General features: G+C 58.3%; 14 protein-coding genes. All 14 read right to left on the bottom strand.

Annotation, left to right across the window (positions count from 1 at the left end):
* Window positions 1-4: 4 nt before the first annotated feature.
* Entirely contained in the window at window positions 5-892 is an 888-nt protein-coding gene (locus C9F12_RS18835; RefSeq protein ID WP_108449844.1) for an aldolase/citrate lyase family protein, read from the bottom strand.
* On the bottom strand, window positions 889-2028 hold the full coding sequence (locus tag C9F12_RS18830) for a cysteine protease StiP family protein (protein WP_108449843.1): 1140 nt from the start codon (window positions 2026-2028) through the stop codon (window positions 889-891). Before C9F12_RS18830 ends, C9F12_RS18835 begins: the two co-directional genes overlap by 4 nt.
* Window positions 2025-2780 (bottom strand): hypothetical protein, encoded by a 756-nt coding sequence (locus tag C9F12_RS18825; protein WP_108449842.1) that lies wholly within the window; start codon window positions 2778-2780, stop codon window positions 2025-2027. The genes C9F12_RS18830 and C9F12_RS18825 overlap by 4 nt, the downstream gene beginning before the upstream one ends.
* Window positions 2777-3931 (bottom strand): phosphoribosyltransferase domain-containing protein, encoded by a 1155-nt coding sequence (locus C9F12_RS18820; protein WP_108449841.1) that lies wholly within the window; start codon window positions 3929-3931, stop codon window positions 2777-2779. Before C9F12_RS18820 ends, C9F12_RS18825 begins: the two co-directional genes overlap by 4 nt.
* A 265-nt stretch (window positions 3932-4196) precedes the next feature.
* Window positions 4197-4778 carry a TerD family protein gene (locus C9F12_RS18815; protein WP_345840325.1) on the bottom strand — a complete coding sequence of 194 codons (582 nt, stop codon included), beginning with the start codon at window positions 4776-4778 and terminating at the stop codon, window positions 4197-4199.
* 48 nt (window positions 4779-4826) lie between these two features.
* The gene (locus C9F12_RS18810) at window positions 4827-5399 is read right to left on the bottom strand and encodes a TerD family protein (RefSeq protein ID WP_290442791.1); all 573 of its coding nucleotides are present in this window, start codon (window positions 5397-5399) and stop codon (window positions 4827-4829) included.
* A gap of 99 nt (window positions 5400-5498) precedes the next feature.
* Window positions 5499-6497, bottom strand: a complete 999-nt coding sequence (locus C9F12_RS18805) for a TerC/Alx family metal homeostasis membrane protein (RefSeq protein WP_108449839.1) — start codon at window positions 6495-6497, stop codon at window positions 5499-5501.
* A gap of 15 nt (window positions 6498-6512) precedes the next feature.
* Window positions 6513-6983 carry a TerB family tellurite resistance protein gene (locus C9F12_RS18800; protein ID WP_162816526.1) on the bottom strand — a complete coding sequence of 157 codons (471 nt, stop codon included), beginning with the start codon at window positions 6981-6983 and terminating at the stop codon, window positions 6513-6515.
* 397 nt (window positions 6984-7380) lie between these two features.
* Entirely contained in the window at window positions 7381-8886 is a 1506-nt protein-coding gene (locus tag C9F12_RS18795; RefSeq protein WP_108449837.1) for a kinase, read from the bottom strand.
* Entirely contained in the window at window positions 8879-10483 is a 1605-nt protein-coding gene (locus C9F12_RS18790; RefSeq protein ID WP_162816525.1) for a PP2C family serine/threonine-protein phosphatase, read from the bottom strand. Before C9F12_RS18790 ends, C9F12_RS18795 begins: the two co-directional genes overlap by 8 nt.
* Window positions 10480-11541, bottom strand: a complete 1062-nt coding sequence (locus C9F12_RS18785; protein WP_108449835.1) for a TerY-C metal binding domain-containing protein — start codon at window positions 11539-11541, stop codon at window positions 10480-10482. The genes C9F12_RS18790 and C9F12_RS18785 overlap by 4 nt, the downstream gene beginning before the upstream one ends.
* A gap of 10 nt (window positions 11542-11551) precedes the next feature.
* Window positions 11552-12196 carry a VWA domain-containing protein gene (locus tag C9F12_RS18780; protein ID WP_045994743.1) on the bottom strand — a complete coding sequence of 215 codons (645 nt, stop codon included), beginning with the start codon at window positions 12194-12196 and terminating at the stop codon, window positions 11552-11554.
* A gap of 1145 nt (window positions 12197-13341) precedes the next feature.
* Window positions 13342-13839: a hypothetical protein gene (locus C9F12_RS22655; protein WP_162816524.1), complete on the bottom strand. Its 498-nt coding sequence runs from the start codon at window positions 13837-13839 to the stop codon at window positions 13342-13344.
* A 5-nt stretch (window positions 13840-13844) separates the two neighbouring features.
* Window positions 13845-14363, bottom strand: a complete 519-nt coding sequence (locus C9F12_RS18775; RefSeq protein WP_108449834.1) for a hypothetical protein — start codon at window positions 14361-14363, stop codon at window positions 13845-13847.
* Window positions 14364-14403: the final 40 nt, after the last annotated feature.

Raw genomic sequence — 14403 nt, 5'->3', positions numbered from 1 at the left:
TTCCTTACTGTTGATGTTGATACTCGGCTTGCAGGGAATGGATTCGCTGCGCCCAGGACCCATGGCAGGTCTGCTCGAGCATTTGCCCGTTATCCTGGAAGACGGCGTCTCCACGTGTCAGGAGTTGGTTGGCCTGTTGGCGCTGTCGCTGGATGGCCTGCTTCAGGTGGGCCTCGATGACATCGATCTGCGATGGGTGGATGCAGGTCTTGGCGTAGAATCCCCAGGCGATGTCCTGAGCGACCTCACGGGCCAGCGTCTCCGGCTCCCCGATCAGGTCACAGACCGGCGCCGCTATCTCGTAGCCGGCCGGTCGGAACAGGGTCACGATGCGCTCCAGTGTCGAGCGTAGCGGTGTGTCGTAGATCGTCATGCCCGGTTCGCGCTTGATGCCGAGCGTGCCCAGAAGATCGTTGGCTCCGATGCGCAGTGTGATGACGGGATTGCGCAGTTCCTCCAGAGACTCGCCGATGGCATCCGCCGTCGCATCGCGAAACAGCGCGGTTGTCTCCAGAGTGGGCATCAGTGGCAACTGTGGGGCGCTGTCGAGGACCGACTTCCAGCGCGCCGCGCTGCGGCTGTCGAACTTCGGCACCACGATACCGTCCAGGGCGTCCAGCGCTCCCGCTGACTCGACCAGTTGGCGTAGCACCAAAGGCGAGCGTGGCCTGACGAATCGCAGATGTCGGGTATCTCTCGGTGTGCTCTTGAGTGCCTTGATCAGGCGCTGCACAGCCCAGGCGACTGCATCGGGTGCCACCGCATCCTCGGTGCAGAAGATGATCGAGCGTGCCCCGTGGCAGCCGTGGGCAAGGATATGGTCAAGACGCGGGTGGGTTGCCGGAACATACAGCGAGGCGCCCAGCGCGGCGTAGACTCGGGAGACGCTCATGGGCGTGCCTCGGCGGTCAGGGTCTTGATGATCGAGCAGGCGTGGAAGGGCATGTCCGGACGCTCCACAACCGCAACGGCCTTCTCACCAGCCAGCAGCAACAGGTGTTCCACATCAGGATGGCGCTTGTCTCGCACCAGCAGCAGGGCCGGTACGCGACGCAGCATGACGCGTGTGGCCTCGGCAATGCCGGGTTTGATGTGATTGATGTCACTGACCTGATAGTCCCGGGCCAGGGTATCCAGCATCGTCAGCATCGATTGCCGCTGGCGGGCACGTTCGGCGGTGGCGGTGGCGCGGGAAAGGGAGCTATCGAGATCGGTGAAGTGCGTTGAAATCTGATCCAGAAAGGCATTAGAGCGGTCGTGTTCGGCCAGGTCATCATGGATCACGCAGCCGTGGAAGGCGCCGGCGGGCACCTGCTCATTGACCACCGAGCGGGAGACGAGACCCGAGACGGTCGCGTTGAGCACGCCGGAAGGAATGGCGTAGTCGTCGAAGGTGGCCGAGTAGTCGGCGGTGCCTCCGATGTCCGAGATGACGGCCAGGCGCACCGGGACCGGCGACTTGCCAGCCGCTTTGCGTTCATCGTTGTAGCGCGCCAGACTGGCACGCAGCTCCCGCGTGATGACGCCTTTGGCGGTCCAGGCATCGATGAAGACCAGCCGCTCCGGTGCCAGGCCGACGGTGTCGAGAAGATAGTCCAGGGCCTGGGTGTCGATGCCACGGTCGCGAACAATGGAAATGCTGTAGTGCTCGCAGGGCTGTTGCCCCTGCCCCACCAGGGCGCGCCGAAGCAGTGCACCCACCGGCGTTCCGGCCCGAGCGAGGCTGACCAGTCCGATCGGCGCCTGACCGTGGCCGATGTCGGCCAGCAGACGTCCAGCGAGCGAGCAGACTTCCTGGGCCAGACGCTGGGCGTAGCGGTCACTCAGGGCGTCGAAGAGGCTCAGATACCGAGCGCTGGGCGCCGCCTCGCGATGGATCATCTCGCTGTAGTGGGCTTGTCCCGTCTGAATTCGCCTTTCCTTCTCCTCGATGGACAGAAACTGTGGGCGGATCGGGGTCAGGAGGAACTGGCAGTCGTCGGGACAGTAGGATCCGTGGATGGGAGTAAGGCCGATCATCGAGGTCATTGGGCAAACTCCTGTAATTGGCGCCAGATCTGGCTGTTGGTCGGCGCCACGGCCATATCGCCGGTCCCCATGAAGCCGATGTCGGACAGGCTGTCACCGAAGGTGAGCACAGTGTCTTCAGGGTGGCGTTCCAGCAGCTGTTCGAGGACAAACCTGGCGGCGCTGGCCTTGCAGGTGTAGTGAGGGCGCAAGGCTGCATTGCGTGCGTTGGCGTGGAGTCTCAGTCCAAACCGAGCGGAGGCCTCGCTAAGCGCCGCGACAAGGCGCTCTGGCAGTTCAGCGCAAGACTTGACGGAGAGATAGACGGGAACATCGAGGTCATGCAGGACGCGCAGATGGATGTCGCCACCTGGCGCGAGTCTGGCGACGAGCGGTTCGAGATGATTTCTGGCCTGTTCAAGGGCCGTCTTGGCCTTATCCAGGTGCGGTGCCAGATGCTCTGCCCAGGCCGAGACGATAGTGCCATCCAGTGTCACCAGGGCACCGTGGCTAGCGATGGTGTAGCCGCCTCGCGCCAGCAATGTCACTCGTTCGACCGCGTAGCTGGTGCGACCGGTCACTGGAATGATGATATCGGCGGTGCGTTCGATCAGCTTCCACAGCGCATTTTGCTGGGCTGTCTGGAAGCAGAGGGGGGCTCCCTGGCGATCGACTGCAGCAAGATGGAGTCGCTTGTCATCGGTGGGCTCTGCGCGATGGGTGCTGAACCAGGTATCGTCGAGGTCGCTGAGAACGATCAGGCGGTTGGTCATGGACAGGCCTGTCGGCTGAAGGACTGGAGATGGTTGGCTTCCAGTTCGCGGCTAAGGTCGATCCGTCCGATACCGTCAAAGGCCAGTGGCAGGTGTCGAGCCGGAGCGTTGTAGAGGTAGTGCCTTTTGCCTCCGGCATCCGGCGCCGCGTGCTCGATCCGGGAAGTCACCGCGTCGGCCACGGCAATGGGCGAACGTGTCGAGCTTTGAAACAGCACTTCTTGTCCACGCTGCTCTAGCTGAAGCGCCAGGCGAAAGGGGGCGTCAAGATATTCACCCATGCCGAACACCACGACAGGCACGTCGGGGGTGATATCGAGAGCCTCGAGCAATGCCAGCGGGGGCTGCTGGCGAGAGCTCATGACCTTGCCGTAGAGGCCTTCGTTCTCGATCGGCAGCGGTCGATGTTGGCGATGCGCAATCGCCTGGCAGAAGCCAGTGTCAACGTCGTCGGGCAGGGATGGAGCAAAGTCAGGGCGGGGGTGGAACGTGAATTCTCCCGCCATCAACTGGACGAAGCGGACCTCCAGCGTCTCAGGCAGTTGATCGAGAAGCGCCTGTCGAGCGGTCGGCGAAAGCCAGCTTACCAGAGAGACGATATGGAGCCGCTTCACCCGCGCAAGCTCGGGTTGAATCATCAGCGCCCGTGCCAACTGGGCCAGCGTTCTGCCGGTCGTGATCTCATCGTCGACCAAGACCAGATCCTGCACCTCGCTGACCGCAGCTTGAGCCTCCACGCCAAGCTTCGCCAGGTGCATGGTATCTGCATGGGAATGGGCCTCCCTGATACGGATCCAGGGCGTCGCGACGGTGAAACGTGTGGTGTGATGGAAGACGCTGTCGTCATGGGTAGCGGCGAGGTGACGGCTAACCCCGGCACCGAGGCCGACGGCGGTTTCCGCCATGCCTACGACGTAGGCGGTCGACCCCAGCAGCTGGATCGCCGACGCCAACTCTGCGTGAATGCTATCCATCGCGCTCGGGCGGACGGGGATATGCTTGCCCAGAACCCTGGAGATAAACAGATAGCCACGGCGCGGATTGAGGCGCGAGCCGAAGGCCAGCAGTTCCTCCAGCCTCTCTCCCTGCTCGTGGAGGGTCAGCTCGAGAGTGCCGGCACAGATGGTGGCACTATGCTGCGTGATAGGCACGGAATCCCCTATCGTTGGTGCAAGCGAGGGTCAGCCCATGAAGACGGGACCTGGCGCTTTCCCGGACGCTTGATGGATGAAGGTGGGGCGAAAAGCCCCACCGTAGCTGCTCAGTTTCGGGCTTTGGCTGGGGGCCAAACGTCTGCAAACAATGAAGCGACAATGAGAAGATCGGCAGGTAGCCTGAGTTCACCAGGTGCAAGAGCATCTATTGAGCCGATCCATCATGTCGTAATGCCCGATGCAGACTCATGGCAGCCAAGCCTCAGGCAGCGTTGAGGCCATACTTGCTGACAAGGTCAGCCAGACCGCCGTCGAAGCCCTGGCCAATGGCGCGGAACTTCCACTCTTCGCCGTGACGATACAATTCACAGAAGATCATGGCGTCTTCGGTGCTGTAATCCTCTGACAAGTCGTAACGAGCCACTTCCTGGTTGTTTTCCGCGTTCACCACCCGGGCAAAGGCATTCTCCACCTGTCCAAAACTCTGCCCACGGCTCTTTGACTCATGGATGGTGACGGTGATAGCAATGCGATCAATGTCGCGAGGGACAAGAGGCAAGTCGATGACGATGGTTTCATCGTCGCCTTCACCGTCGCCTGTAGTGTTGTCTCCAGTGTGTTCGACAGACCCGTCAGTAGATTTGAGGTTGTTGTAGAAGATGAAATCTTTCTCGTTACGGCATTTTCCGTTTTCATCAACCAGGAACACGCTGGCATCCAGGTCGAAGTCATGCCCGGTAGTGATGCGAGCATCCCAGCCAAGGCCAACCCGAATTTTCTTGATGCCAGGCGCTTCCTTGGTCAACGAGATGTTGGCGCCTTTGGAAAGTGAGATTGCCATGATGACCTCCGTTAGTGGCTTTCGCTCTTTTGTCGGCTAGTGGAAGAGGTGTTACTGAAGTCCGTATTCCTTGAGGAATGCAGCCAGTCCCCCTGCGAAGCCATCTCCCTTTGCTGCGAAGCGCCAGTCACCATCTTTCTTGTAAAGCTCGCCGAAGATGACAGCCGTCTCGGTAGAGTAGTCTTCGGAAAGGTCATACCGTGCGATGACATCCTCACTGCCATCCTGAAGGATGCGGACATAGGCGTTGCTGACCATGCCGAAGTTCTGTCCACGACTTTCGGCTTCATGGATGGTTACCAGAAGAATGATTTTTTCGATGTTGCTATCTATGGCAGTGGTATCGACAATAATGCTTTCATCATCACCGTCTCCTTCCCCGGTCAGGTTGTCCCCAGAGGATGCGACACCGCCACACGGTGATGTTTGCTGACCATAGAACACCAGTGACTTTGGTCCGCCGACCGGTTTCTCGCTGGCGTCCAGCAGCAGGGCCGAGGCATCCAGGTCAAAGTCGGTACCATCGGTCTTGCGCGCGTCCCACCCCATGCCGAGAATAAACTTGGTGGCGCCGGGGGCTTCTTTTGACAGGTTGATGCGGCTACCTTTACTCAGATCAATCATGATTTGCCTTCTCCTTGGCTGGTGGCAGCGCTCAGTAAAGAGGCGCTGGAAAGTCTTGAATGGCTTTCCAGTGCCTCCTCAGTGGAGGCATCGGCTGACTTATGGATCAGAGGCATGTTGTTCCTTCTCGGGAAATAGAAGGCTTGCAACCACGCCAAGCGTAATAAGGCCAAGCACCACGATAAGACTTACTTCATGATGGATGTGATACAGACCCAAGGCGGAACTGCCGAGCTTGATAGCGATGAATACCAGCACGAGTGCGACGGCCTTCTCCAGGTGGATCAGGTACTTCGCTGCCGCTGCCAGCATGAAGTAAAGATTCCTGAGTCCGAGTATGGCGAAGATGACAGCCGAATAGACCAGGAATGGCTCCTTCGTTACTGCGATAATCGCCGGGACGCTATCGAAGCTGAAGATGATGTCCGAGACCTCGATGCAAAGAAGACACAGCAATAAAGGTGTCGCATATAAAGGTGCGCTTCTGGAAAGTGAAAATCCTTCCTTTTTAGCAACGCCATCGGCTATTGAGCGTTTCACAAGGAACTTGTTTTCCACCAGGCGGGGCAAGACGGGCAGCAGCTTCTTGGTCAACCGCACCGACCAGTGGTTTGAATAGTCGACGGTTTCATTGTTTTCCTCGTTGCCGCTGAACATCTTGATGCCTGTCCACAGGACGATGGCGGCGAACAATAGTTCGATCCAGTGGGAGAGACCAAATACAGCGGTGCCGGCCGCAACAAAGGCGGCACGAAATACCAGCGCACCAACGATGCCGTAGTAGAGGATACGGTGCTGCAAGATCCCCTTGATGCCGAAGCTGGAAAAGATGGCAACGAACACCATCATATTGTCTATCGACAGCGCTTTCTCGAGCACGTATCCCGACAGGAAGAGGCTGGCAAACTCTTCGGAGTATCTAAAATGAAGATAGCCGTAGAACGCTAGTGCCAGGCATATCCAGAAGACGGACCAGGCGGTCGCATTCTTCAAGGTGACCTCTTCGCTGTTTCGGTGAAAAAAAAGATCTAGCCAGACCGAAGAGACGACGGTTACCCCCAGAATTACTACGGCCTCGGAGGGGAATCCAAAATCCATGGGGACATTCCTTTATCAAGAGGGAAGGTCAAACTCTGAGGGAGAGAGTCCCAATTCCTTGGCGATCTGTGATGCCTTGGCCTTCTCTTGGTCGTCGAAGTTGCCGTCGGCCCCGCCAATGGCGATAGCCAGACGAAGCACCATTCGCGCTTGTGCATCATTTTTCTTTATCTTTCCAATGATTTGCATTGAAGTTATGCTCCCGATATCGACGTCGGTGCCAGGGTTGTCGGGATCAAGACGATCCAGATGCTTCTTGAAACAGTTTCCTACCTCAATCGGATCGAAGATCTGAAGTGCTTCCAGGTTTTTGACAAAGTTGAATGCCTTTTCCTTCTCTTCCCGAGTGATGCTTCCGTCGGCAACGGTAATCATCGCACTTGCGGCCATTGCCGATTCGAGAAAATCAGCATTGCGATATTTTTTTGCATTTGTTGCAAGGTCGCTTAACCCTTTCTTGGTCTTTTCAAGGAAGCTGTTCAGCATGTTTATCTCCGTTTTTTCGTGGTTTTTTATTCCTGTATCAGCGTATCCCATCGTGACTTTTATCGATAAGTGTCGACTAATCTATATCGGTAGGCCGATGGAAAGGGATGATCGAGATCAAATTTTAAAGTGAATGAAAGGTGTGTTGTCCCGGAAGATTCTGGTGAAAAGGGGCTGGGTGACGACGCCATGCTCAGATCACTGTGATGGGGAGTTCTGGTGACCGTTTCTGGATATCGTCATTTGTCGAGTGGCAACACGGTGTCAAATGACGACGCCAATAGCGTCAGCCGCACTGATCGCGGCGTTTCATCTGGCCCCGAGCGGCCCCGGGCGGCCCCTTTGCGACGGGGCCGGTATAGACAAGGGGGCGTGCCGGTGGCGGTGAAGGAAAGCCCTAGTCGCTGCCGCCCTCGACCATTTGCAGCAGCAGCAGACGCTGCCCAGGCCGAGATCCGGCAAGAAGCTTGAGGTTGGCACGCAGTTCGACTCTGGCGCCGACAGGACAAGGGGCGTCGGTATCGGCATTTTTCAACTCGGGCATGCCCTCGTTCACCAGAAACCAGCGTCCCTGGTGCTGCACGAAATAGCCGACCCGTCGCCTGTGAGTCGCAGGCAGGCGTTCATTCGGGGTGATGGTGCGGTCGATGTGCCAGGGAAAGAGGCTCAGGTTGGAGTACACCATCAGGCGATGGTTGTCCGGTCGATATTTTTCGCCACGCTTCGAGTACAGATTGATGATCGGCAATTGGCCCGTGTAGTGCGTGCCACAGAACGGGCAGCGTGGTGGCGTGGCATTGTCGAAGACGAACCAGCCCTGCTCACAGGCGCTGTTGTGGCAGGGCTGTATCAGGTCGACGGTGCGTACCAGTGCCGACTCCCACTCGTCCGCGCTGGGCCGCATCGCCGGGTTGTGCAGTCCGTCAATGAAGGCTCTGTCGAAAAGCACCTTGAGGTAGGGGCCGGTGGCGGTGTAGGGGAGGCTGTCGGGGTCCACCCAGGGCAGTTCCGTGGGTCTTGCCCCATCGACGCTGAGGCGGTTGGAGCTATCTGCAGGGTGCTCGATGAACACGGCCTTTTCCCCCATGGCCAGCCGCTCGTCCTCGACCGGGTCCTTGGCGTGGATCTTCTTTCCCCGCAGAGGGTGACGCAGCAGCAGCAAGCTATAGATCATCACGGCCAGCGCGTGGCTATCGGTGCTGATGCTGGGCAGCACGCGGCGAGGGTCATCCCGCGGCAGGCAGCTGCTCATCACGACCTCTGGCGCAATGAAGTCGGGTGTGCCGACTACCTCCGGTGGAAACCGAGCGGGGACTACCAGGCCATCGACATCGATGATGCAGACCCGGCCGCTGGTGGGGGCCAGCAGCACGTTCTTGTAGCTGAGGTCGGAGTGGGCGAGGCCCGCTGCGTGCAGGCGTCGCAGAGCGCGTGCCAGTTTCAGGCAGAGCTGCAGGTAGCCAAGCCAGTTGCCGCGCTCTCTGGCATCCAGAAACTTGAACTGATGGTGAGGAGAGGCAAACCATTTGCCTTGCTTGTCCTTGCCTCGAATCTTGAGCATGTCGTTGTTGAACGAACCATGCTTGAAGAAAAAGTGGTCGTGGTAGAACGGGGCCACGACACCGATGCGCCCGCCATGCTGGACCGTTGTGGTGGGCCAGCAGAACAGTTGTTTCCAGTAGTCCCCGGCTTCGCCTTCGAATATCCGCTCGCGGTAGGGGCCGGTGATCATGTCGAGCCGCTCGATGGCATGCACGTCGGGTGCCTTGCGGTAGAAGGCCACGACATAGTCCCTTTCCGGGCTTGCGTAGACATCCTTCATGCCGCCACTGGCGATGATTCTGTCACGGAACTTGATCGTCTCGCCGTTGGCGGCCGTCAGCGTGGTGATGGCATCAGTCATGCTGTCCCCCACCGACGGTTGATGCCGCTTCGGCGTTGGTGACGCGACCGTGACGATGCAGCAGCGCGATCGTGCGGTCATCGTGGTGCCGCTCGACGAAGAAATCGAGATACTCCAGTAGCGGATCCATGGTCTCCGTCGTTGACGGGGCCACCAGGTGCGGTCTGATGTCCTCGAACAACGACCACCAGAGGGGGCCATTGTGCAGATCATTGTCGGAGTCGAACTTCGGGTCTGTGACCCCATCGGTGGCCAGCACGAGCGCCTCCAGGTCAGGCAGCACCTGAACGTGAATACGCCGGTACAGATCATCGACCTCCTGGAACAGCGCCCTGTCGAGGAACCGTGTCTGGCCAGCGTGGTCACCGCAATCGGGCGTATTCATCAGACGGACGTCATCTGGCGCCGTCAGCGCTGCGATCGCGCCATCGCCGATGCCGAAGCTGATGATCAGGTGACCGTCTTCGGTCGCTTTATGGGCCGCCAGCAGCAGGGTCGTGGCGAAGGCCTTGACGGGGTGGCCGGAGGCATCGGCTTCCTCGACGATGGCCTGGTAGCCGGCATGAATCGAGGAAACGACGGTACTGCTCAGCGCTGTGATTGCTGTCTGGGGTAGTGTCGATCGATCCTTCGACCTCCACCATTCGGTCAGCGCCTTTTCCAGGGCGCCACCTTCTCGGTTCAGTGATTCGCCAAGGACCTCAAGGGTACGGGTGGTGGCCAGCCGGCTGCCTTCCCGGGAAAAGTGACAGGAGCCTGCTCCGTCACCGATGACCAGCAGGTCCCAGCCGCCTTCATGGTGGGTGATGACGCCATGATCATCGCGGTGACTGCCACGGTGGGCGTGTGATCGTCCTCGTTGCGACCCCACCGTCAGCTGCCAGCCTGGGCGGGACGCGCATCGATCGATGTCGCCTTCGGGTTTCGCGTAGGGCGCGGTCTGATCGGCAGGCATGTTCTGCCAAAGATCACGCGAATTGGGGATGACGGCAAATTTCAGGACAGCATCCACCAGCGGTTGGCCATCATGGCCCACGCCGCGTACCCGTAAGCGATGAGAGCCTGTGCTGGAGGGGTATCCGCTGAGGCATGCCGGAGGCTCGAGCACCAGGCCGATATCGTCCCCCTCCATCACCGTTACTTCGGCACATGCTTGCAGGCCGGAACACAGGCGGGTCAGGTCCGCCCGGTAAAGCTGACCCAGGCGCCCGTTGGGGATGCTCAGCGTCAGTGTGGTGGTGGCTGGGTCCTGGCCAGGGCGTGGCGCCATGCTCGTCGCGAGTTCTTCGCACGCCTGTGGCGTATTCGATGGACGGCCATCGTCGACGGGCTCATGGGGAGCGCTGGCTGCCTCCTTGTCGGGTACCGCCGGGTCCTTCGGCAAGGAAGTCCGAACGTCTGCGGACTGGGCTTCGCCATAGGCGCGCATGGCCTCGCCGAGGTCTTGCCTGAAGCGCTTGATCAGGTGCTGGATCGTCGGCGATTCGGCGAGTCGATCCAGTTGCGAGGGGTGTCTGGGCCGAACATTCGGGTCCGGGTACAGGGTGGCGAGGATGATGCGAGCGTTGTGTCGCGGGGTATCGTATTTCACGTTCATCCCAGCCCCCGGGTCATATCGAAGCCGGCTCCATGGCTTTCGGCAACGAACTCGACCGACTGGTCGCACCAGGGACATTGCTGGACGCCGGGACCGTTGCAGCACATCAATTTTCCACAGCTGCACTTGGCGAGAGTGGTGCGGGCACCGCAATGGGGGCAGGGGGGAACGCCCTCGATCTGGCTTGTGGAAAGCGCCGCGTGAAGAGGCACGATCGATGACCACTCGAAGTAGCTTTCTTCCAGTGGGTAGCATCCTTCGAGACCGTAGAAGTGGTCCCAGTCTCCCGTGCTGAACGTACCGGGGACGGCCACACTGGCGTACTTGAGCAGATAGGGGCGAGATGTTCGATGGCATCGACCGGTGAACACCGCTACCCGTTCATCCATCGGTGCCCAGGATGAGACGTCCGATTGCTTGATCAGGTTGATTCCCGCTTCTTCTGCCTTGGCGATCGACAGACGCGACGAAGTCCCCTCTGCGATATCGATGGCCTGGCTCTGGGCGGCCACGGAGGCGGTGACCCATTTTGCGAACCGTCCCAGTGCCTCGGCGCTGGCGGATTCCATCGCGACCACGTCATCGGTGAGGCGCTTGAGTAGCGCCAGGTCCGCCGCCGGACCCAGGGTCACGGCAATCAGGTGGGCGCGGCTGGCGAAGTGGCGTTGCCAGCGTGCTATCGCGTGATCGGTGTTGTCGGTAGGACGGCCGTCGGTCAACAGGTAGACGATGGGCTCCCAGTCCCCGCGCTGATCGGCGGTCGTCTTCTTGACGTCGACTTCGATGCGGGTCATCAGCTCGTCGAGGGCCGCCCCTAGCGCTGTTCCACCGCCAAGCGGCAGTCGTGGCGGGTAGAACGTCATCAGTTCGACCATCGGCACGATCAGCTGGGCCTTGCCGGCGAAGGCGATGACCGACAGGTGAACCGACTCCAGGGCGTGGGGATCCTGGCGCAGCGAGTCGACGATGGACTCCATCGTGTGTCCGAGTTCGGCCAGGGGGTCACCCGCCATGGATTCGGAGACATCGAGAACAAGATAGATCGGTAGACGACGCATCGGCGATTCCTCAGATCACGACCTGGACTTCATCGGGCGGCGGGGGCAGGTCGATGTCCTGGTCATCGTCCTGCTGTTGGCCGGATGCGGAAGCCGCGATCGAAGCCGACACCCACTGGAAGTAGTTGGCGAAGCTGGAACTGTCCATGTGCTCCAGCGATACCGTCTGGGTAGCGAAGCGTTTCAGCTCCTGCGTCCTGGCCTTTGGCCCGGCGGCGCAGGCGATGATCTGGGCGAACTCCACGCCCTTGAGGCGCTCGACGGCGCTGTTGAAATCCATGAGATCGGACGGTGAACCATCGGTCATGACGAACAGCATCGGGCGAAAGTCGCCCTTCTGGTGGTCTGTCGAGGTACGGACATCCCTGGCGATTCGATCGCAGACGAAGTGGAGACCTTCTCCCAGGTGCGTCGCCCCCGAGCGAGGCAGTTCGATATCATCGATGTGCGCCGTTTCCAGGGCCTGCAGGGGGACCAGCTCCTTCACCTGGTTGTCGAAGGTGATGATCGAGATATGTACCGTTTCGAGGGCATAGGGATCTTGGCGCAGGGCGGACAGCATGGCGCTGATGCCGACGTTCACGGATTCAATGGGTTCACCGCGCATCGAGCCTGAAGAGTCGATGAGCAGATAGATGGGGAGTCGACGATCCATGTGAGTCCTCTTGTGATGGGGGCATGTCTTGGCGATATCGGTGATCTGGCTCTCGTCAGGGGCGGGGAAGCTGGGTCGGGTATCGAGACCGAGCCCCGGGACCAAGCCACGGGACAGGCATCGATGCCCACCCGCACAGGTCGCAGATGTCAGCGGCTTCGAGAACGTCGAAGCAAGCGACCTGAATGGGCAGGTGTGGCGCGCTTTCCCGTGTCCTCGCCGTCGACGTGGAGACGAGCCCCGGCCCGGTGCTCTAGCAATTATTAGGTTTGTCTGATGCTGACAAGCCGGTGCAACCCGGAACCTGACCTGGGTCTTGGGTTGGGCGAGTCGAATGCTCGATGGAAGCTAGGCGCTGTCCGAAAAGTCGACGAGCGAAGGTTAGACAAGGCAAAAATCGGTGAGAAAGCGCAGTTTACGGGGTGTAAATGAGCATTTTGATCCGATTTTTAACGCCGTATTACCGAGCGCAGGCACTTTTCAGACAAGCCCTAGAAGGAAGGCTCGCCAAGGTAAGTAGACGGTGCATGGCTCGTCACTCGTCGTGGGCGAAGGTGGGGTGACCTTCCCCCTGATCCAGGTTCACCCCCGTTTCATGCGTCATCGACACAGGCCCGGGACAGCAATTGCGTCAGGAGGCCCACTGGCATCGATAAAAAGAAGACGACAGGCTTGAGGGGTTCGTGATGTCGGCCTGGTCGAGGGAGCGGGCCTGGAAAAGCGGGCCTGGAAAGGCGGGATAGAGGCGGATGCGGTCGGAGAATGCCGGCCCTGGCAGTGGAGGGGCGAAGCGAGCAGATAGGGACCAGCGAGACGGTGTAAGGGCGTCGATGGCGCCCTCTGCAGGGGGCGATAGAGACTTTTAACTATTTGTTATTAATGATTTTTTATTGGGTTGTGGGATTTTCCTTATACCATTCGCTATACCATCTTCTCTCAATACACGGCTGTGCATCCATGCCTTCGCAGCGAAGGCCACGCCCCCTGTCCACTTTCGGCCAAAAGCGGACATTTATCTAAAACTGATATAATGTTTCTGATAACCGGAATGCATCACTTCAGATCGTAATTATCACCGACGGCTTATGCGTGCCACCGGTTTGTCCAGATCGTTAGCGCATGACATTCCTAGCAGTTATTATCCTTCATTGCTGCATGCCACGATTTGAGCATATAAATCGAACACCATTGTCTAAACCACGCCTATAAGACACTACCATAGTAGTTGGCTGACCTGGAGCAACCGAACCAAACGTAGCTGAATTCGAAGAGATACGTTCGCTTGAATTTGGAACCCATCCGTAATCCAAGATGATACCTTTGGCAGTTTGATTCAGTCCATAGAAGACCATTTCTCCGCTCTTATAATACGTGGATGGCGCAACGACTACAGCCTCATTATGCTCCCATTCAATCTTAGGGATTCCGCCATCAACGTCCCACCCAGCCCGGCGAAGAATAGAAATTAGTTGCTCTCTGGAATATACTCCCCTGCATTTGAACTCTTCTCCATTTGGAGTTAATTGCGTCCAATAGCCTGTATGATGAGATGCATCATGCTCAGATGCATAAGTGACAGGAAAGACAAAAATAAGTGTCGCAAAACCAAAGAATTTTATTAATGTGGAATTGAGTTTTCTCATGTAATTCACTCTTTATCTACCTGCTCCACGATAGGCGACGAAGGGTCGAGCAACACATTGTCACTCTTTCTACTTTCAAGATTCGGTTGCCTCCCCCCATCCCACGAATACTCAACCATTGTTTTGCTAGAAATTACGAATGCGACCAAGAACACTCCTAATGTCACCATAAATAGACCAGGGGAGCTCATCGATAAGTGCCCTTTGAACTCGCCTTTCGTAGCTTCCAACTCTACTCTAGACTCTGCAGTCCTTAGAACATACAAAGCGCCAGTAAAAATCAAAAGAAAAGACAAGAATAACGCTGAGGTCTTAGCAACAGCGAAATCCCACGCTCGGGAATAGGTCAGAATGCTTGCATGATCTACATATTGATGATCGGCCGAGGCTATCTCAATTCCATCGCGGTAGTTAGAATATTGAAACAGCAAGCTTGACACGAGGATAGCGATGAGCGACAGCAACAAAACGGCAACCGCACCGAATATTGCGATGTCTAGCTTGTTTAAGAGTCTTCTGCCCATATCGTGCCTCGTAAGGGTTAACATGGATGAACGTGTATGC

The organism is Halomonas sp. BN3-1 (assembly GCF_003056325.1).
In the GTDB taxonomy this organism is placed as follows: Bacteria; Pseudomonadota; Gammaproteobacteria; order Pseudomonadales; family Halomonadaceae; genus Halomonas; species Halomonas litopenaei.
Note: the sequence above shows the minus strand (reverse complement) of the source record. Positions and strands in the feature narration are given on the sequence as shown.

Excerpts from the sequence above, each read along its gene's own strand:
- C9F12_RS18835 (WP_108449844.1), bottom strand. The coding sequence starts at position 892 with ATGAGCGTCTCCCGAGTCTACGCCGCGCTGGGCGCCTCGCTGTATGTT.
- C9F12_RS18830 (WP_108449843.1), bottom strand. The coding sequence starts at position 2,028 with ATGACCTCGATGATCGGCCTTACTCCCATCCACGGATCCTACTGTCCC.
- C9F12_RS18825 (WP_108449842.1), bottom strand. The coding sequence starts at position 2,780 with ATGACCAACCGCCTGATCGTTCTCAGCGACCTCGACGATACCTGGTTC.
- C9F12_RS18810 (WP_290442791.1), bottom strand. The coding sequence starts at position 5,399 with ATGATTGATCTGAGTAAAGGTAGCCGCATCAACCTGTCAAAAGAAGCC.
- C9F12_RS18805 (WP_108449839.1), bottom strand. The coding sequence starts at position 6,497 with ATGGATTTTGGATTCCCCTCCGAGGCCGTAGTAATTCTGGGGGTAACC.
- C9F12_RS18800 (WP_162816526.1), bottom strand. The coding sequence starts at position 6,983 with ATGCTGAACAGCTTCCTTGAAAAGACCAAGAAAGGGTTAAGCGACCTT.
- C9F12_RS18795 (WP_108449837.1), bottom strand. The coding sequence starts at position 8,886 with ATGACTGATGCCATCACCACGCTGACGGCCGCCAACGGCGAGACGATC.
- C9F12_RS18790 (WP_162816525.1), bottom strand. The coding sequence starts at position 10,483 with ATGAACGTGAAATACGATACCCCGCGACACAACGCTCGCATCATCCTC.
- C9F12_RS18785 (WP_108449835.1), bottom strand. The coding sequence starts at position 11,541 with ATGCGTCGTCTACCGATCTATCTTGTTCTCGATGTCTCCGAATCCATG.
- C9F12_RS18780 (WP_045994743.1), bottom strand. The coding sequence starts at position 12,196 with ATGGATCGTCGACTCCCCATCTATCTGCTCATCGACTCTTCAGGCTCG.
- C9F12_RS22655 (WP_162816524.1), bottom strand. The coding sequence starts at position 13,839 with ATGAGAAAACTCAATTCCACATTAATAAAATTCTTTGGTTTTGCGACA.
- C9F12_RS18775 (WP_108449834.1), bottom strand. The coding sequence starts at position 14,363 with ATGGGCAGAAGACTCTTAAACAAGCTAGACATCGCAATATTCGGTGCG.